Consider the following 18,997-nt stretch of genomic DNA (forward strand, 5'->3'; position numbering starts at 1 on the left):
AATAATGAAAAACCCTTACGCTCTCGGCTTCTGGTGCGCTCTGGTCGCACTGGTGCTGCTCTCGGCCACATATTTCTACGGGATCATGCTGGCCCACCAGATCGACACGGCAATGGTTTTCCTCGACAGCACCGTTGCGCTGATCGCGGTGATGGCGATCGTCGTCGTCGCGTGGACCTCGATTCAGCTGCAACGGGTCAAGAAGCGCCAGCTCGAACGGGGCAGGATGCTCGTGCTGATCTGGGACACCAAAGTCGCCCTGCGCCGGGTCGAAACCGTGTTCGACCGCTACTTCTGGGGTAGCTATTGGCAGCCCGGGCGAACCTTCGCCGAAGTCATGGGCGAGCTCACCGGCACGCCGCTGGAAAAAAGCCTCGAAGCCCTGAAGAAGCAATGCCTGGAACTCGACAAGCAGATCGCCGATGACGGCTGGCACTGGCTGAGCAACGCCCGCGAGCTGTCCGACGTCGCCACGGCCATGGCTCGTGAACGCTATCAACTGGATTTCTGCGATGTGCGGGCGGATACCACCGGCGGAGCGGTGATTGATCGCGACTTTGAAGTGCTGGTGTATACCTGGACCGCGCGGCTGAAGAGCTTTGATCATCAGTTGGATGAAATCGAGGTTCAATATTCCTGAAATCAAAAGATCGCAGCCTTCGGCAGCTCCTACAGGACAATCGGATTGCAAATGTAGGAGCTGCCGAAGGCTGCGATCTTTTTGCTCTCCCAAGTGTCCATAGACACTCTTTAACCTTTAAACATTGGGCCGTCGTCCGCGCCCGGTGCTAATCTCCACCGCTTAATTGCGCACAGTCGAGCCGCGACCCGATCCCGGGTTCAAGGAAGACGACTTCATCCACAGCCACGGAAACCGATCAGGTCATTCATGAATAAATCAGCAGGCGTGCTTCTCGGAATTGTTGTTGCCATCGGCGCGTTCAGCGCAGGCGGGGCCTGGTACACCGGGACCAAGATCGAAGGCGTACTGAACAACGCCGTGACCAACGCCAACAAAGAGCTGCAGACCGCCATGGCCGGCTCCAACGGCACCGCGTCGCTGGAACTGGTATCGCTGGAGCGCCACGCCTTCACCAGCACCGCGCACTATCGCCTCAAGGGCGAGGGCGAGATGTTCGGCGATGCGCCGGTCGAGCTGCTGTTCGTCGACCACATCGAACACGGCCCGCTGCCGTTCTCGCGTCTGGTCTCGCTGAAGTGGCTGCCGGTCATGGCCACCAGCAACTACGAGCTGGAAAAGAGCCCGTCCACGGAAAAATGGTTCGCCGCCACCAACGGCGCCGCGCCGCTCAAGGGCGTGACCAACATCGGCTACGACGAATCGACCACCAGCACCCTCAACCTGGTGCCGTTCGAAACCGCGCTGGATGAGCAATCGAGCCTGAAGTTTTCCGGTCTGAGCATGGACATCGCCGCCAGCGCCCAGGCGCAGAAGGTCAAGGCCGACGGTTACATGGACAACCTGAAACTGGTCACCGTGTCGCAAGACCAGGCGCCGGTGCAGGTCGAGCTCAACGGTCTGACCCTGGCCAGCAACCTCGCCAAGAGCAGCTACGGCTACTACACCGGGGAAAACACCCTGGAAGTGACCAGCAGCAAAACCACCTTCGGCGCCAAGCCGATGGTGCTGGGCGTGAAGAACTTCGAAATGAAGAACCGCACCGAAGAAAGCGGCAGCAACGCCTCGGGGCGTGCCGACTACAAAATCGGCGAAGTGACGCTCAACGACAAGAAAGTCGGTTCGGCGGCCATGGCCATGAGCCTGAAGAACCTCGACATTCCGTCGACCATGTCGCTGATGCAGATCTACCAGACCAAATTGCAGCCATACGAAAAAGCTGCCGCCGAGGCCGCCGCGCAGGGTTTGCCGGCACCGGAGCTGAATCTGACCGAAGCGGAAAACGCCCAGGTCAAAGCCGATCTGCAGAAGTTGCTGGCGGCCGGCCCGCAACTGGCGCTGGAGAACCTGTCGTTCAACACCGCCAACGGTGAAAGCCGCGCCAATCTGGTGATCGACCTGACCAAGCCGCAATCGATGGATCTGCCGCCGGATCAACTCGGCAAGCAACTGATCGCGCTGCTCGACCTGAACATTCAGGTATCCAAGCCGATGCTGGTCGATCTGCTCAGCGTGCAGGCGCAACTCGATGGCCAGACTGACGCCAAAGCCATCGTCGATCAGTCCAAGGAAGCGGCGGACATGTTCGCCGGCATGGCGGTCGGCTCGCAACTGGCTGTCGCCGACGGCACCAACGTGGTGACCAAACTGCATTACGCGGCCAATCAGGTCGAATTCAACGGCCAGAAGATGACCGTCGAGCAGTTCATCGGTTTCCTCATGAGCAAGTTTGCCGGCGTCACCCAAGAGCAATAAACCCAACCGCGCCCCCCCAGACGCCCGGCCCCTGTGTGAACAGGCGCCGGGCGTTTTGCTGTACGGATTTTGTACAGATGGACCGATTCTGAACAAATATTGCGTTGTGAAAATTCGCTCTCGCTTGCGTGCAGACTGCCTCACCAAGCTTGGCCGAAGGCTGTTTTTGTCGGCCACCGTTACGAATGGGCAAGGAGGGCATTGCGACCCGGCTGGCCATGTAAGGATGCTGACAAATGCCGCGTATTGATGGCCCTGTATTACATCGTGGTTTACGCCCTTTGTTCCGATTCGCGCTGTGCAGCCAGTTGCTCTGGCCGCTCCTGGCGTTGGCCGACACACCCTACGACGAGATGGTGCGCGATGCCCGGGCCGGGCATTACACGCCTGCGTTGACCGTGCTGCGTCAGGTGCCGCCTGGCCAGGCCAGCGACGGCCAGGTCAGCGATCATCTGCAAATCGCCAGTTGGGCCGGGCTCGATGCCGAAGTGGTCAAGGTCTATGAAACCCAAGGCCGTGACCGCGTTCTGCCGGTGCAGGCGCTGACTGCCGTTGCGCGTGCCTATCGCAACCTCAAGCGCTGGGATCAGGCCATCCAGGTGTACAACAAGGCGCTGGCGCTGGAGCCGGACAACGCCGACCTGCAACTGGGTCTCGCGCTGACCCAGGCCGATTCCGGCAAACCCGATCAGGCCGTCACCCGCGCCCAGGCGCTGGTCGCCGCCAAACCCGACGATCCGTCACGCCGTCTCGCCTTGGGCTACGCACTCGGTCGCGCCGGCAAACAGTACGACGCACTCTTCGAATACGATCAGGCCTTCATCCGCGCCGGCAACAAGCCGGAAGTTGCCCGCGAGTACGTGGTCGCCCTGCAAAAGGCCCGCCTGCCAGAGCCGGCGCTGCGGCTGGCCAGTCAACGTCCCGGCCTGATTGATCCGGTGACCTTGCGCCGCCTGGAAGGCGATCTCGCCGCCGAACGCGTGCGCCTCGCCGAACTGGCCACCCGCAGCGAAAAGGAACGCTACGTCATCGCCGACCGCGCGCTGGCCGATTACGACAAATTGCTCGCAACCTGGACCCCTGACGCCACTGCTCACGATGACGTGACGCGCTGGCGCATCGACCGCATGGGCGCGCTCAAGGCGCGGGCGCGCACCGCCGACGTCATCAGCGAATATCAAAAGCTGCAAGCCGAGGGCGTGGAGATTCCGACCTATGCCCTGCGCTGGGTGGCAGCGTCTTATCTCGATCAGCGTGAGCCCGAGACTGCCACCGATCTGTATCGCCAGGTGCTTTCGGCGCCGGACGCCGATGTCGGTGATCGTCTTGAGGACAGCACTGCGCTGTATTACTCCTTGCTAGAAAGCGACCGCGCCGATGAAGCGCGCAAGGTCGCTGAAGACGCAGCGAAAGCCCAGCGTCCGCGCGTCGAGCTCAAAGGTCTGCCCATCGGCAACCCCAACGATGAATGGATGGACGCCCAGCAACTCGCCGCCCAGGCCGGCACCTATGGTTCCGACCTGCCTCACGGTGAAGAGCGTTTGCAGACTCTGGTCGATCAGGCGCCGGGCAACCTTGGCTTGCGTCTGGCCCAGGCCGATCTTTACCTCGCCCGACAGTGGCCGCGCCGCGCGGAAAATCAGCTCAAGGAAACCGAAAGCATGGCGCCCCGCGATGCCGGCCTGGAAGTCGCTCAGGCGCGCACCGCGATGGAGTTGCAGGAGTGGCGGCAGAACGATGCGCTGGTCGACGACGTGGTCGCGCGCTATCCGGACAACCGCCAGGTGCAGCGCCTGGCTCGCGAGCGGGAAGTGCATGACATGGCCGAACTGCGCGTCGAAGCCTACGGCGGCAAGGCCAACGGTGGCGGCAGCGGCGATGCCGGTGCGGTCAGCGGCAGCCGTGATTTCGGTATCCAGAGCACGCTGTACAGCCCACCGATCAACGAAGACTGGCGTGTCTTCGCCGGGGCCGGTTATGCCACCGGTGATTTCGCCGAAGGCACCGGCCACCATCGCTTCCAGCGTGTTGGCCTGGAACGGCGCACCCGTGACATGACCCTCGAAGCCGAGGTGTCGAATCACGATTACGGCTTCGGTGACAAACAAGGCGCACGCCTGGCGATAGCCCGCGACATCAACGATCACTGGCAGTACGGCGGCAGCCTCGAATACCTCTCGGCGGAAACGCCGCTGCGCGCGCTCAACAGCGACATCAAGGCCAATGGCGGCAGTGCGTTCCTGCGCTGGCGCGCCAACGAAAGTCGCGAGTGGCGCGTGTCGGTCAGCCCGTCGCACTTCAGCGATGGCAACAACCGCGTCGAAGCCTTGGTGACCGGGCGCGAGGGTATCTACACCGCGCCGAACATTCAGGTCGACGCCGGCCTGGAAGTCGGCACCAGCCACAACTCGAAATCCGACGACGTGCCGTACTTCAACCCCAAGTCGGACTTCAGCGTGATGCCGCTGGTCAACGTCAACCACGTGCTCTACCACCGCTACGAGACTTCCTGGAGCCAGCAATTCCAGGCCGGCGCGGGCACTTACAGTCAGCGCGACCACGGCACCGGCGGCATGGCATTGCTCGGTTACGGCCAACGGTACGCCTGGAACGACGTGTTCGATGTGGGCGGCATGTTCAGTGTGATCAACCGGCCTTATGACGGTGATCGGGAAACTGATCTGCGTCTGCTTGTCGACCTCACTTTCCGCTTCTAGAAGAGTTTGAAGATGCCTTTTATCTCGCGTTTCATCCTTCTGCTGGGAGCGCTGCTGGTCAGCGCCTGCGCCCAGCAAGCCCCGGCCTTCGCGCCGCCCTTCGAGCGGCCGGTCGCGGCCAGTGAACAACCGTGGCCAAAAAACCACGTGCTCGGCATTGCCTACCACGATGTCGAAGACCGTGATCCTGATCAGGCCGTGGTGGCGGTGCGCACCGAGCGCATGATCGAGCAGCTCGCCTGGCTGCGCGAGAACGGCTACAAACCAGTGACCGTCGACCAGATCATGGCGGCACGCAAGGGCGGCCCGGAGCTGCCGGCGAGAGCGGTGCTGCTCAGTTTCGACGACGGTTACGCCAGCTTCTATACCCGCGTGCTGCCAGTGCTGCGCGCCTACAACTGGCACGCCTTGCTGGCGCCGGTCGGCACCTGGATCGACACGCCGCTCAATCAACCGGTGGATTTTGCCGGCACGCCGCGTAACCGTGAGAACTTCCTGACCTGGCAGCAGATCCGCGAAATTTCCAGGTCCGGGTTGGTAGAGATCGCCGCTCACACCGATGCCAACCACAAAGGCATCCTTGGCAACCCGCAGGGCAACCTGCAGCCGGCCGCCGCGACCCGGCGTTATGACCCGGTGACCAAACGCTACGAATCCGAAGCCGATTTCCAGGCGCGCATTCGCACCGACGTGAAAAACATTTCCGAGAAGATCCGCAAGGCCACCGGTTACAAACCACGCGTCTGGGTCTGGCCGTACGGCACCGCCGACGGTACGTCGCTTACCGTGGTTGGCGAGGAGGGCTACGAAATGGCCCTGACCCTGGACGACGGCCTCGACACCCTCGATAACCTGATGAGCGGGCCGCGCTTTCTGGTCGCCTCCGATCCTGATGGCGAGCATTTCGCCAACAGCATCGTCTCGGTGCAGGCCGAAGCGCCGATGCGCGTGGTGCATGTCGATCTCGACAACGTCTACGACCCGGACCCGGCGCAGCAGGACATCAACCTTGGCAAACTGGTGCAGCGCATGGCTGACCTGGGCGCCAGCACGGTGTTTCTGCAAGCCTTCGCCGATCCCAAGGGCGATGGTCTGGTGCACTCGCTGTACTTCCCCAACCGTCACTTGCCGATGCGCGCCGACCTGTTCGACCGCGTCGCCTGGCAACTGCGCACCCGTGCCCACGTGAAGGTCTTTGCGTGGATGCCGGTGCTGAGTTTCGAACTGGATTCGAAGCTGCCGCGTGTAACCCGCTGGGACCCGAAAACCGCCATCACCTCGGTCGACCCGAAGCAGTACAAACGCCTGTCACCGTTCAATCCGGAAGTGCGCAAGATCATCGGTGAAATCTATGAAGACGTGGCGCGGCTGACCTCGGTCGACGGCATTCTCTACCACGACGATGCGGTGCTCTCGGATTTCGAGGACGCCAGCCCGGATGCCCTGAAGGCCTACGCCGCTCAAGGTCTGCCAGGTTCGATTGCCGCGCTGCGCGACGATCCGGCGGCGATGCAACGCTGGACGCGTTTCAAGAGCCGCTACCTGATCGACTTCACCAACGAACTGACCGCGAAAGTCCGTGCGATTCGCGGCCCGCAAGTGCTGACGGCACGCAACATCTTCGCCGAACCGATGCTCAATCCAGAGAGCGAAGCGTGGTTCGCGCAGAACCTCGATGACTTCCTCGCCACCTACGACTGGACGGCGCCGATGGCCATGCCGTTGATGGAAAAACAGACGCTGGCCGAGTCCGGCCCGTGGCTGGAAGAACTGGTCGCCACGGTGAAGAAACGTCCCGGCGCGCTCAACCGCACCGTGTTCGAATTGCAGGCGCGTGACTGGAACCAGAAGGATCAGGCCGATATCGACGCCGTGCATCTGGCGGACTGGATGGGCCGGCTCAAGCGTCAAGGCGCCACCAGTTTCGGTTACTACCCGGACAACTTCCTCGACAACCTGCCAGACCTGAAAACCGTAAGGCCTGCACTCTCCAACAAATGGAATCCATAACATGCTGGATAGACTGTTAGCCCTGCTTGTTCTGGCGATTGTCCTTGGCGTTCCGCTGGGGCTGATCTTCCTCGTGACCGGCCAGTTCCTGATGTCGTTCGTGTTCTTCTACCCACTGTTCATGTCCGGGTTGTGGATCGCCGGCGGCCTGTATTTCTGGCTGCACTGGGAGCGCCACTGGCCATGGCAGGACGACACGCTGCCGCCACCGCTGGAAGGCGAACCGCTGATTTCGATCCTGATTCCTTGCTACAACGAAGGTGATAACGCTGCCGATACCATCCACGCGGCGCTGGCCCAGCACTACCCGAACATCGAAGTGATCGCGATCAACGACGGCTCCAAGGACAACACCGCCGAAGTGCTCGATGCGCTGGCCAAGGAAGATCCGCGACTGCGGGTTCTGCATCTGGCGGAAAACCAGGGCAAGGCTGTGGCTCTGCGCATGGGCGCGATCGCTGCGCGCAGCGAGTATCTGGTGTGCATCGATGGCGACGCCTTGCTCGCGCCGAACACTGCGGCTTATCTGGTCGCGCCGATGCTGGATAACGCACGCCTTGGCGCAGTGACCGGCAACCCGCGGATCCGCACGCGTTCGACCTTGATCGGGCGGGTGCAGGTCGGCGAGTTCTCCTCGATCATCGGTCTGATCAAACGTACGCAACGGGTCTTCGGGCGCATCTTTACCGTCTCCGGGGTGATCGTCGCGTTCCGCCGCACCGCGCTGAACCGGGTCGGATACTGGAGCCCGGACATGATCACCGAAGACATCGACATCAGCTGGAAGCTGCAACTCGATCACTGGAGCATCTTCTACGAACCGCGCGCACTGTGCTGGATCCTCATGCCGGAAACCCTCGGCGGTCTGTGGAAGCAGCGTCTGCGCTGGGCTCAGGGCGGCGCCGAAGTGCTGTTCAAGAACATTCGCGGCATCTGGCAGTACCGCCATCGCTACCTGTGGCCGCTGCTGTTCGAATACTGCCTGTCCACCGGTTGGGCGTTCACTTTCCTGCTGTCGGTGATTTTCTGGGGCATGGGCAAGTTCATGGTCATGCCCGACGCGATCGCCGTGGATCACCTGATGCCGCCGGCCTTCACCGGTCTGTTGCTGGCGTTTGTCTGCCTGGTGCAGTTTGCCGTCAGCATCGTCATTGACCGGCGCTATGAGCCGGGTCTGGGCAAGACCATGTTCTGGGTGGTCTGGTATCCGTTGGTGTTCTGGCTCGTCAGTCTGCTGACCACCCTGGTCAGTTTCCCCAAAGTGTTGTTCAGCCAACACAAAAAACGCGCGCGCTGGGTCAGTCCTGATCGGGGCATTCGCCCGCTGGGCGACGACCAGGAGGAAGTCATCAAATGAAAATTATCCGCACTCGCCAGCGGCCCTTTCTGGTGGTGATCGACGTGATCCTCACCGTCCTGGCCTGGGTTGGCCTGCTGTTCCTGCTGGTACGCGGGTTATGGCCGTTGATCGAAACCACCGGCGGGCCGCGCATCGATCATTCGGCGTTCGACGCCTTGGGCACTTTGCAGGTTTATATGTGGGTGGCGCTCGTCAACGCGGTGATCCTGATCGGTTGGGCGCGTTACCAGCAACGCAAAAGCCGCAGCTTCGCCCAGCGCCGTTTGCCGTCGCCGGTAATTGGTGATGAAGGTCTGAGCAAGAGTTTCAAGTTGTGCGACGAGCGTTTCCAGAAACTGCGCACGCCGGGGGTGATGACCATTCATAACGATCAGGACGGCGACATCAGCCATGTGGAAACGCATTTCTGGCCGGTACAGCAGCAGGCCCTGCCCGCGCCGCCAGGGCAACAGCGGGTGATCTTTCTGCATGCCGATGGCGATGATCAACGCGAGCCGGTGAACCGGCTGACGTGACCTCCAATGTAGGAGCTGCCGAAGGCTGCGATCTTTTGATTTTGCTTATGTAAAAACAAGATCAAGAGATCGCAGCCTCGTTGCACTCGTCAGCTCCTACAGGACCGGTGTCAGGCCTGAATCAGCGTCCAGGCCTCTTTGATCCGCAGAGGTTGCTTCATCCGCTCGGCCAGCAGCGCCATCGCGCGTTGCTTGTCGCAGGCCACCGCCGCAACGACGATACCGTCTTTTGCAAACAGGCCAATGAATGGCGGCTGTTCCGGCTCACCGCTGAACTCGACCTCGTCCCACTCCTGCGCGTGACCGAGATAGTCGTAGTTCTTGCCGAAGTGGTACGTCCAGAAGAACGGCACATCCAGATAATGCTCCTCGCCACCCAGCATGTTGCTGGCGGCAATCCGCGCGTGTTGCTGGGCCAGGCGCCAATGCTCGATACGAGTTGGCTGGCCGCTCAGCGGAAACGTGGCGATATCACCGATGGCCCATAAACCATCGCTCACGCGCATGCCGTCGTCGACACGCAACGATTGGTCTTCTTCCCTGGGCAATGATTCGAAAGGTTCAGTGGCCGGGTGAACGCCGACGCCGGCGAGAACCAGATCCGCTGCCAGGCGCAGACCGTTGTCGAGCAGCACGCCCTCGACCTTGTCCTCGCCAAGGATCTGCGTAGCCTCGTGTTCGCTGATGAACTTCACCCCGTGCTCTTCGTGCAGGGCGCGAATCGCCTTGCCCACGGCCTCGCCGAATTGCTTGGCAAACGGGATTGCATGGCGGGCAAGCACGGTAACGTCGAGGCCGTACTCGCGCAGGGCCGATGCGCATTCGAGGGCGATGAAACTGTCGCCGATGATCACCGCGCGCTGGCCAGGTTGAGCGGCGTTGATGATCTGTTCAGCCTGGGCTTTCGACCGCAGGACGAAAACGTTCGCCAGCCCGGCGCCAGGCAGCTTCAACGGATTGGGCGCGCCACCGGTGGCGAGTACAGCGGCGTCGTAGCGCAGGATGCCGCCGTTGTTCAAATGCAGCGTCTTGCCTGGGGCGTCGAGTGAAGTCACTTCGCCTTGCACACGTTCAATCCGTTGCGCTTGATAGAACGCCTCATCGCGCAGCGGCGGGACATCTTTGGGCGACATTTCCCCGGCGAGAACAAATTTGCTCAACACCGTGCGGTCGTAGCCGGCATCCGGTTCGCCATCGACCAGCACGATGCGTCCGCCGAAACCTTTCTCCCGCAGGACCGCCGCGCAAGCCGTACCCGCCGCCCCGGCGCCGACCACCACGAACGTTCTTGGGTCGTCAGCGGGCGGGGTGTGCGAATCGTGCAACGGCTGGTCATCGACCCACACTTCATCGCCGCGCAACTCCAGCGGATAGCGCTTGAGACTGTCCAACGATGGCGGCTCGCACAGGCCGCCGTCCTCGGCGCGGTAGGCGGCTTTGTGCCAGGGGCAGATCAACCTGCCGTGACACAACGCCCCCTCGGCCAACGGTGCGCCGGCATGTGGACACAGGCCCTGAAAAGCCCGCAACTCGCCGTTGGCACGCAGCAGGACGATCTTGCAGTCGCCGATTTCGACTTGCAGGCCACGGTCTTGCGGGACATCGGCGAAACGGGCGACACGGTGCAGGGACATTTTCGGCTTCCTCGCAGGCATTTCTCTTGTGAGTTGGCGGCGCCGCGCGAGGTTCAGCCATTTGCTACTGCCAAGGCACGAACGGTACGGCTATAGTTTGCGGGCCGACGACGGCCTCACTGCACAAGGTGCTCCCGGAATGACCCGATTGACCTCTCTCAACCCATGGCTGGCGGCCATCGCCGTGACCCTTTGCGTGCAGTTCCCGGCACAGGCCCAGGAGCGCTTCACCCTGAGCATCCCCGGCGTGTCGGATAACCGTCTGTTCACCTCGGCAGCGGCAAGTGACGCACCCGGCTGCGGCGGCAAGAACCAGTCGCCGGCGCTGAGCTGGAACGCCGGCCCGGCCGGTACCCAGAGCTACGCCATCGTCATGCACGACCCGGATGGCCAGAAAGGCTTGGGCGTCGATCACTGGATTCACTACGGCATCAAACCCACCACCCACCAGATCGCGGCCGGCGTCGGTGCCAAATCCGCCCTCGAAGGCGTCGGCGGCACCAACAGCAAAGGCAACACCCATTACATGGGGCCATGCCCGCCAGTGGGCGACAGCGCGCACCACTACATCATCCAGATCTACGCCCTCGACCTCGCTCCGGACGCCCTGCCTGCCGGCCTGACCCGCGCCGAGCTGATGGAAAAAATCAAAGGCCACGTGCTGCGTAACAGCAGCGCGGTGCGGCGTTATCACCGCTGAGGTTCGGCCGCTCCCGGGCGGCTGATTGCCCTGAATCCCCAGCCATTTGGCATTGCCCCGCGAAAACGCGCACTATCGAGCCATTGCCAATGCGCTGGAGGACACCGTGGCAGCAAAAATCGACCGCATCGCCCAGCTACTCAACTGCCCGGAAAAGGGCGAACAAATGCGGCGTGCAGTAACCGAGACACGTAAGGAGTTTCTGCTGAATCAGCCGGAAGACGACCTCGTTGAAGAAGACGAGGTATTTGACGAGGCTGAGGAGGAGGGGGATGACGACGATGAATATGACGAGTTTGACTGGACGACGGAGTGACGGCGTTCCAGCGATCCTGTCATCGCCCACAAAAAAGCCCCGGACCATCACAGTCCGGGGCTTTCTCGTTTGATTCATGGTGCACCAGGCGGGATTCGAACCCACGACCCCTGCCTTCGGAGGGCAGTACTCTATCCAGCTGAGCTACTGGTGCAGCGGGCGACATCATACCTAGGTCGGCTCGGGGCGTCCATGCCGGGTTTGGCGGGTTTTGTCAGTGTGCGTGTCGGCGCGAAATCGCTGCATTCCTTAAAGCGGTAACGTCCTGCAAAACCCTCGCTTGGCGCTTTGCCGGGGTTGATCTAAGGTTTTTCCTGCGGCACGGGTTTTCAGTACGTTGATCTGAAAAGCGGTATTTTTGTTCTTTTTTTCGAACGACCTATTGTCCTTTACCCCCTTTGAACCTACGATCCGTTTGAGATTTCAAACGCTCGTTGACGGGATGTTGCAGCGCAGGTGCGCCCGGTCGTGCACTGTTGATGCGCCACAATCCGCTCACTGATTTCCCTGACGGCAGCCTTGCGAGGCGCCTTTCTACAATCATAATTTGCTCCGCGCAGGCCGCGGTGCTGTTAAGGAAAGCCGACATGCAGCTTAAAGACACCCAGTTGTTCCGCCAGCAAGCCTTCATCGATGGCGCTTGGGTCGATGCCGACAACGGTCAGACGATCAAGGTCAACAACCCGGCCACCGGCGAAATCCTCGGCACCGTGCCGAAGATGGGCGCCGCTGAAACCCGCCGTGCCATTGAAGCTGCTGACAAAGCGCTGCCGGCCTGGCGTGCGCTGACCGCCAAAGAGCGTGCCGGCAAGCTGCGTCGCTGGTTCGAACTGATGATCGAGAACCAGGACGACCTCGCGCGCCTGATGACCCTCGAGCAGGGCAAGCCGCTGGCCGAAGCCAAGGGCGAAATCGTTTACGCCGCATCGTTCATCGAGTGGTTCGCCGAAGAAGCCAAGCGCATCTACGGTGATGTGATTCCAGGCCACCAGCCGGACAAGCGCCTGATCGTCATCAAACAACCGATCGGCGTTACCGCTGCGATCACTCCGTGGAACTTCCCGGCGGCAATGATCACTCGCAAGGCCGGCCCGGCGCTGGCCGCCGGTTGCACCATGGTGCTCAAGCCGGCTTCGCAAACTCCGTTTTCCGCTTTCGCCCTGGCCGAACTGGCTCAGCGCGCGGGCATTCCTGCGGGCGTGTTCAGCGTGGTCTCCGGCAGCGCTGGCGACATCGGCAGCGAGCTGACCAGCAACCCGATCGTGCGCAAACTGTCCTTCACCGGCTCGACCGAAATCGGTCGCCAGTTGATGGCCGAATGCGCCAAGGACATCAAGAAAGTCTCGCTGGAACTGGGCGGCAACGCGCCGTTCATCGTGTTCGACGACGCCGATCTGGATAAGGCCGTCGAAGGCGCGATCATTTCCAAGTACCGCAACAACGGTCAGACCTGCGTCTGCGCCAACCGTCTGTACATTCAGGATGCGGTCTACGATGCGTTCGCCGAGAAGCTGAAAGTGGCTGTGGCCAAACTGAAGATCGGCAACGGTCTGGAAGACGGCACCACCACCGGCCCGCTGATCGACGAAAAAGCCGTGGCCAAGGTTCAGGAACACATCGCTGACGCCGTGAGCAAAGGCGCCACCGTACTGGCGGGCGGCAAGGCGATGGAAGGCAACTTCTTCGAGCCGACCATCCTCACCAACGTGCCGAAAAACGCGGCCGTGGCCAAGGAAGAAACCTTTGGTCCGCTGGCGCCGCTGTTCCGCTTCAAAGACGAAGCCGAAGTGATCGCCATGTCCAACGACACCGAGTTCGGTCTGGCTTCTTACTTCTACGCGCGTGACCTCGGCCGTGTGTTCCGTGTCGCCGAAGCGCTGGAATACGGCATGGTCGGCGTCAACACCGGGCTGATCTCCAACGAAGTCGCGCCATTCGGCGGCATCAAGGCTTCGGGCCTGGGCCGTGAAGGCTCCAAGTACGGCATCGAAGATTACCTGGAAATCAAATACCTCTGCCTGGGCATCTAAGCCGGGAAAGAGATCGCTGCAAACGCAAAGGGCACGAGAGCGCTGTCCCTTTGCGTGGTTTCAAACAGGAAATTTCTCTGCGGCCAGGAACGCCGTGGCAGTCGATCATCGCATGCTGCCACCGCCGATTCCTCCCGCTTCATCCTTGAACCACGCCGCCCGATGAGCGGCGAATGAGGACTGTAATGAGCAAGACTAACGCTGAACTGATGGCCCGCCGCACCAATGCCGTACCTCGTGGTGTTGGCCAGATTCACCCGATCTTCGCCGAGTCGGCAAAGAACGCCACCGTGACCGACGTTGAAGGTCGTGAGTTTATCGACTTCGCTGGCGGTATCGCTGTACTGAACACCGGCCACGTACACCCGAAAATCATCGCCGCCGTGACTGAACAGCTGAATAAGCTGACCCACACCTGCTTCCAGGTGCTGGCCTACGAACCGTACGTTGAGCTGTGCGAAAAAATCAACGCCAAGGTGCCGGGTGATTTCGCCAAGAAAACCCTGCTGGTCACCACCGGTTCCGAAGCGGTGGAAAACGCCGTGAAGATCGCCCGTGCCGCCACTGGCCGCGCTGGCGTGATCGCTTTCACCGGCGCTTACCACGGTCGCACCATGATGACCCTGGGCCTGACCGGTAAAGTCGTGCCGTACTCGGCAGGCATGGGCCTGATGCCAGGCGGCATCTTCCGCGCGCTGTACCCGAACGAACTGCACGGCGTGAGCATCGACGATTCGATCGCTTCGATCGAACGCATCTTCAAGAACGACGCCGAGCCGAAAGACATCGCTGCGATCATCATCGAGCCAGTGCAGGGCGAAGGTGGTTTCTACGTCGCGCCGAAGGAATTCATGAAGCGTCTGCGCGCTTTGTGCGACCAGCACGGTATCCTGCTGATCGCTGACGAAGTGCAGACCGGCGCTGGCCGTACCGGCACCTTCTTCGCTATGGAACAGATGGGCGTTGCCGCCGATCTGACCACATTCGCCAAGTCCATCGCTGGCGGCTTCCCGCTGGCCGGCGTGTGCGGCAAGGCCGAGTACATGGACGCCATTGCGCCGGGCGGCCTGGGCGGCACCTACGCCGGTAGCCCGATCGCTTGCGCCGCTGCACTGGCAGTGATGGAAGTGTTCGAAGAAGAGCAATTGCTGGACCGCTGCAAGGCTGTCGGCGAGCGCTTGGTCACAGGCCTTAAGGCCATTCAGGCCAAGTACCCGGTGATCGGTGAAGTGCGTGCGCTGGGCGCAATGATCGCGGTCGAGCTGTTCGAAAACGGCGACAGCCACAAGCCGAACCCGACTGCCGTGGCCGCTGTGGTGGCCAAGGCGCGTGACAAGGGCCTGATCCTGCTGTCCTGCGGCACTTACGGTAACGTGCTGCGCGTACTGGTTCCGCTGACGTCGCCCGATGAGCAACTGGACAAAGGTCTGGCGATCATCGAAGAGTGCTTCTCTGAGCTCTGATCCGTTGGTGTGACTTGCTCGACAAAAACCCGCTTCGGCGGGTTTTTTTCGTCCCTTGAAACACATCGGACCTGTTTGCGCTGTATCGAATCGCCAGCATTGGCTAAGGTTCAGACATTGCAAGGAGAGCGCGCATGACTGCCGTTGATTTACCCGCCGTACCTCGGGTGTTGATTGCCGAGGTCGATCCCTGGTCCCGTGACCTGCTCAAACAAGTGCTACTCAATGTGCGCTGCGATGCGCGTCTGGATTTGTGTGCCGATGGCCAGCAGGCAATGTCGTTGCTCGCCGAGGTGCCCTATGACCTGGCCATCGTCGATTGGGAGCTGCCCGGCATCGATGGATTACATGTGCTGCGCAGCGTCCGGCAGCGCAAACGCAATCCGCCGCTGCCGTTCATTCTGACGAGCAGCCGCAACGACAGCGCCAGTGTGCGCGAAGCGATTCCGCTGGCGCCGACGGCGTACCTGACCAAGCCGTTGAATATGGAAGACCTGACCGAGCGCTTGCAGGGCTTGCTGCTCAACGCTGGCGAAGCGGTGGTTTGCGAAGTGCCGGCACTGGCGCCGGGCATGACCCTGTCGGTGTTCCTTGAGCGGCGTCGCGAGCAGGCCGATGGCGCGCCGCTGATGACCGACGTGCAAGTGGCGGTCAAGCGCAGCCTCAATCCCGAGGGGCTGGACCTTAAACTGCTGGAGGAAGAGGTGCGCACCGATCCGCAGATTACCGCCGTGCTGATCGCAGCCGCCAACAGTGCCGCGCAACACTACGGTGCGCCGGTGCAAACCCTGGCCCAGGCGCTGCACCGACTCGGCACCGGGCAGAGCATGAACCTGATTCTCGGGCTGGCGCTCAAACGCAGCGCGCGGCTCAGCGATCCATGCCTGGCGGATTACGCCGAGCGCTATTGGGAGCTGTCACTGCACACAGCGGAATACGCCCGCACGCTGGCGCGCCTGCTCGATCTGGATCAGGAGCGCTGCTATTGCGCCGGGATGCTGCATCGGCTCGGTGATCTGGCGCTGCTGCGCTGCTTGCAGGAATGGCAGCAGGCCGGCGGCGAGCTGGACGAGTTGCAGGAGGTGGGTGAAGCGTTGGCGAAGTTTGGCGCCTCTTATGGCTCGGCATTGCGCACCCGCTGGCGTCTGCCGCTGGAGTTGCGCGAGTTGATTGCTTCGGCCTACCAGCTCGGTGGTGGCGTTTACAGTCGCGAGGCGCTGGTGATGCACATGGCGGCGCAGATGGCGCGGCTGACCGAGCATGAAGGCGTTGAGGAACTGGCGAAGAGCCGGACGGCGCGGTTGCTCAAGATCGGCTTGCCGGAGTTGCTGCGGATGCGCAAATGACAGATCACCACATTCCAATGTGGGAGCGAGCCTGCTCGCGAAGGCGCCAGCGCAGGCAACATTTTTGTTGAAGGTGCTGGCCTCATCGCGGGCAAGCCCGCTCCCACAGGAATTGCGGCAGCCACAAAATACGGATCAGGCCGCAATAATCCGGTTCTTGCCCTGCCGTTTCGCCTCGTACATCGCCGCATCCGCGCGGGCGAACAGGCTGTCCAGGCTCTTGTCTTCGTCGGTGAGGTTGGTAAGGCCCTGGCTCACGGTGATGCTGAATGCTTGCCCGTCGTGGTTGAAGCGCAGTCGCTGGATTTCCTGCTGCAGTCGCTCTGCCACTTGCACGGCCATGTCCGGCGCACAGCCGGGAAACACCGCAGCGAACTCCTCACCACCAATCCGCCCGAACAGATCGCCACGGCGCAATGAGCCGCGCCCGCATTCGGCGATCCGTTGCAGCACGTTGTCGCCCTCGGGGTGGCCGTAGCTGTCGTTGATCACTTTGAAATCGTCGATGTCCAGCAGCAGGAAGGCCAGCGGTGTGCCTTGGCGCCGAGCCTCGGCGAACTCGCGGTGGGCACATTCGAAGAAGTGGCGGCGGTTGCTGCTTTGCGTCAGCACATCGGTGGTGGCCAAGCGTTGCAGCTCGGTTTCCATGTGTTTTTTGTCGGTGATGTCTTCGGCGATGCCGACGATGATCACCGGCTGCCCGGGCTCGTCCTGGCGATTGATAAAGCATTTGTCGCTGAGCCAGCGCACCTGGCCGTCGGCGGCAATGATGCGGTACTCGCGATCTTCCACCGCACCTCGGTGCAGGACTTCGGCAAGGCTTTGTTCGGCATACTCCAGATCATCGGGATAAATGCTGTCACGCCACTGGTTGTAGTCAGCCAGCACAAGCGCGGCGGAACGGCCGAAGATCCGTTCATAGGCCGGACTGACGTACAACACCTCTCGGGTTTCCCAGTTGAAAGCCCAGAGCACGGCGTTGACGCTGACCAGCAGCGAACTGATCAATTGTTCGCGCTCGCTCAGGCGCGCGACTTCGCCCTGCGCGTGCATCAGCGCCATCAGCGTTTGCGCGGCCTCGGGCCATTGAGTGAAGGACGTGTCTTTCTGGTTGTTGTTGACCATCGGCACAAATCTCAAAGGGCGCGCCGCAATGTCGACAACGGCCACAGGACAGCCCGCCGGGATGGCGAAGTGTCATTGAGATAGAGGATTTTCGGCGAAGTTCCCGGCCATTACCGAGTCCCGCCGGGCGGTGAGGGGTTGGAGCTGACGAGTGCAATGAGGCTGCGATCGTTGAGATCACAGCCTCGTTGCCGGTCAGGCAGTCGCAGGACGCAGCGAGTAGGTTTTCAGCTGATCAGCAAAATCCCGCAACGACTGGATGCCACTGGCCTCGGCCTCGTGAATCCATTCCTTGATGGCGGCCAGCATGTCGTGGCCATTGGAACTGGTCTTGACCCAGATCTGCTGCAAAGCCAGGCGCTTCTCGTAGATCACTTTCAAAGCATGGCTGTGTTCGAGCATGGTCTGGATGCGCAGGTGATGACGGTCTTCCAGCAGGCTGGTTTCCCGCGACAGCAGGCGTTTGGCCCGGTGGAACTGGTGGCGCACCGAATGATCGACCTTGGCCAGCTCTTGCTTGACCAGCGGGCCGATCACCAATTTGCGGTACTGGGCCATGATCTGGAAGCGGTTGTTGAGGATCGCCATGGCGGTGTCCATGTCCAGGCTGCCTTTGCCTTCGACGCGGTGGGCAATCGGTGCGACCCGCTGCACCTTGGCCAGACGCAGGAAGCAGAAGACCTTGATCCACGCCCAGCCGAGGTCGAATTCCCACTTCTTCACCGACAGCTTGGCCGAGTTGGGGTAGGTGTGATGGTTGTTGTGCAGCTCTTCACCGCCGATCAGGATGCCCCACGGCACCAGATTGGTCGCCGCGTCACGGCATTCGAAGTTGCGGTAGCCGACAGCATGGCCCAGACCGTTGATCACCCCAGCGGCCCACACCGGAATCCACATCATCTGGATTGCCCAGATGGTGATACCGATGGTGCCGAACAGCAGCAGGTCGATCACGCCCATGATCGCCACGCCCAGCAGCGGATAGCGACTGTAGACGTTGCGTTCGACCCAGTCTTCCGGGCAGTTCTTGCCGTAGATGCGCAGGGTTTCCGGGTTCTGCGCTTCGCTGCGGTACAGCTCGGCGCCGGTGCGCAGTACGGTGGACAGACCCTTGATGACCGGGCTGTGCGGGTCATCCTCGGTCTCGCATTTGGCGTGGTGTTTGCGGTGGATGGCAGTCCACTCGCGGGTGTTCTGCGCCGTGGTCAGCCACAGCCAGAAACGGAAAAAGTGCTTCAGACCCGCATTCAGCTCGAGCGAGCGGTGGGCCGAGTAACGGTGCAGATAGACCGTGACGGCGACAATCGTCACATGGGTCATCAGCAGGGTGACCGCGACCAGTGACCAGGCCGACAAGCCAAGAAAACCTTCGTACCACATAGGCTA

The 18,997-nt window shown here is 61.6% G+C and carries 14 protein-coding genes and 1 tRNA gene; 11 read left to right on the forward strand and 4 right to left on the reverse strand.

The window, feature by feature from the left end; all coding sequences use genetic code 11:
- Positions 1-4 precede the first annotated feature (4 nt).
- The 6 genes from FEE99_RS05340 to pgaD all read left to right on the forward strand — a co-directional run bounded on the left by FEE99_RS05340 (position 5) and on the right by pgaD (position 8,997).
- Positions 5-640 carry a hypothetical protein gene (locus FEE99_RS05340; RefSeq protein ID WP_041477421.1) on the forward strand — a complete coding sequence of 212 codons (636 nt, stop codon included), beginning with the start codon at positions 5-7 and terminating at the stop codon, positions 638-640.
- A gap of 249 nt (positions 641-889) precedes the next feature.
- On the forward strand, positions 890-2,395 hold the full coding sequence (locus FEE99_RS05345) for a YdgA family protein (protein WP_041477422.1): 1,506 nt from the start codon (positions 890-892) through the stop codon (positions 2,393-2,395).
- A 236-nt stretch (positions 2,396-2,631) separates the two neighbouring features.
- Positions 2,632-5,112: a poly-beta-1,6 N-acetyl-D-glucosamine export porin PgaA gene (gene pgaA, locus FEE99_RS05350; RefSeq protein WP_041477423.1), complete on the forward strand. Its 2,481-nt coding sequence runs from the start codon at positions 2,632-2,634 to the stop codon at positions 5,110-5,112.
- A gap of 12 nt (positions 5,113-5,124) precedes the next feature.
- Positions 5,125-7,122 (forward strand): poly-beta-1,6-N-acetyl-D-glucosamine N-deacetylase PgaB, encoded by a 1,998-nt coding sequence (gene pgaB / locus FEE99_RS05355; RefSeq protein WP_041477424.1) that lies wholly within the window; start codon positions 5,125-5,127, stop codon positions 7,120-7,122.
- Position 7,123: 1 nt separating this feature from the next.
- Positions 7,124-8,479, forward strand: a complete 1,356-nt coding sequence (gene pgaC, locus FEE99_RS05360) for a poly-beta-1,6-N-acetyl-D-glucosamine synthase (RefSeq protein WP_041477425.1) — start codon at positions 7,124-7,126, stop codon at positions 8,477-8,479.
- On the forward strand, positions 8,476-8,997 hold the full coding sequence (gene pgaD, locus FEE99_RS05365; protein WP_041477426.1) for a poly-beta-1,6-N-acetyl-D-glucosamine biosynthesis protein PgaD: 522 nt from the start codon (positions 8,476-8,478) through the stop codon (positions 8,995-8,997). Before pgaC ends, pgaD begins: the two co-directional genes overlap by 4 nt.
- Positions 8,998-9,107: 110 nt before the next feature.
- Here the strand turns inward: pgaD and FEE99_RS05370 are convergent, their stop codons facing one another.
- On the reverse strand, positions 9,108-10,631 hold the full coding sequence (locus FEE99_RS05370) for an FAD-dependent oxidoreductase (RefSeq protein WP_041477427.1): 1,524 nt from the start codon (positions 10,629-10,631) through the stop codon (positions 9,108-9,110).
- 139 nt (positions 10,632-10,770) lie between these two features.
- Here FEE99_RS05370 and FEE99_RS05375 point away from each other — a divergent pair, with 139 nt between their 5' ends.
- Positions 10,771-11,331 (forward strand): YbhB/YbcL family Raf kinase inhibitor-like protein, encoded by a 561-nt coding sequence (locus FEE99_RS05375; protein WP_016772253.1) that lies wholly within the window; start codon positions 10,771-10,773, stop codon positions 11,329-11,331.
- A gap of 46 nt (positions 11,332-11,377) precedes the next feature.
- The gene (locus FEE99_RS05380) at positions 11,378-11,647 is read left to right on the forward strand and encodes a hypothetical protein (RefSeq protein ID WP_081932405.1); all 270 of its coding nucleotides are present in this window, start codon (positions 11,378-11,380) and stop codon (positions 11,645-11,647) included.
- Positions 11,648-11,724: 77 nt separating this feature from the next.
- On the opposite strand, the gene FEE99_RS05385 is transcribed toward FEE99_RS05380, so the two are convergent.
- A tRNA-Arg gene (locus FEE99_RS05385) sits at positions 11,725-11,801 on the reverse strand.
- 433 nt (positions 11,802-12,234) lie between these two features.
- Between FEE99_RS05385 and gabD the strand changes: the two genes are divergently transcribed.
- The 3 genes from gabD to FEE99_RS05400 all read left to right on the forward strand — a co-directional run bounded on the left by gabD (position 12,235) and on the right by FEE99_RS05400 (position 16,486).
- Positions 12,235-13,677, forward strand: a complete 1,443-nt coding sequence (gabD, locus tag FEE99_RS05390; protein ID WP_024011131.1) for an NADP-dependent succinate-semialdehyde dehydrogenase — start codon at positions 12,235-12,237, stop codon at positions 13,675-13,677.
- Positions 13,678-13,862: 185 nt separating this feature from the next.
- A complete protein-coding gene (gabT, locus tag FEE99_RS05395) occupies positions 13,863-15,140 on the forward strand; it encodes a 4-aminobutyrate--2-oxoglutarate transaminase (protein ID WP_016772251.1) in 1,278 nt (425 codons plus the stop codon).
- A gap of 134 nt (positions 15,141-15,274) precedes the next feature.
- Complete coding sequence (locus FEE99_RS05400; protein WP_041477429.1) at positions 15,275-16,486, forward strand: response regulator; 1,212 nt, start codon at positions 15,275-15,277, stop codon at positions 16,484-16,486.
- Positions 16,487-16,621: 135 nt separating this feature from the next.
- Here the strand turns inward: FEE99_RS05400 and FEE99_RS05405 are convergent, their stop codons facing one another.
- Together FEE99_RS05405 and desA are read right to left on the reverse strand one after the other, a co-directional pair.
- Positions 16,622-17,611 (reverse strand): GGDEF domain-containing protein, encoded by a 990-nt coding sequence (locus tag FEE99_RS05405; RefSeq protein ID WP_041477430.1) that lies wholly within the window; start codon positions 17,609-17,611, stop codon positions 16,622-16,624.
- 195 nt (positions 17,612-17,806) lie between these two features.
- Complete coding sequence (gene desA, locus FEE99_RS05410; protein ID WP_041477431.1) at positions 17,807-18,991, reverse strand: delta-9 fatty acid desaturase DesA; 1,185 nt, start codon at positions 18,989-18,991, stop codon at positions 17,807-17,809.
- Positions 18,992-18,997 lie beyond the last annotated feature (6 nt).

This window comes from Pseudomonas sp. ef1 (assembly GCF_007293365.2).
In the GTDB taxonomy this organism is placed as follows: Bacteria; Pseudomonadota; Gammaproteobacteria; order Pseudomonadales; family Pseudomonadaceae; genus Aquipseudomonas; species Aquipseudomonas siliginis.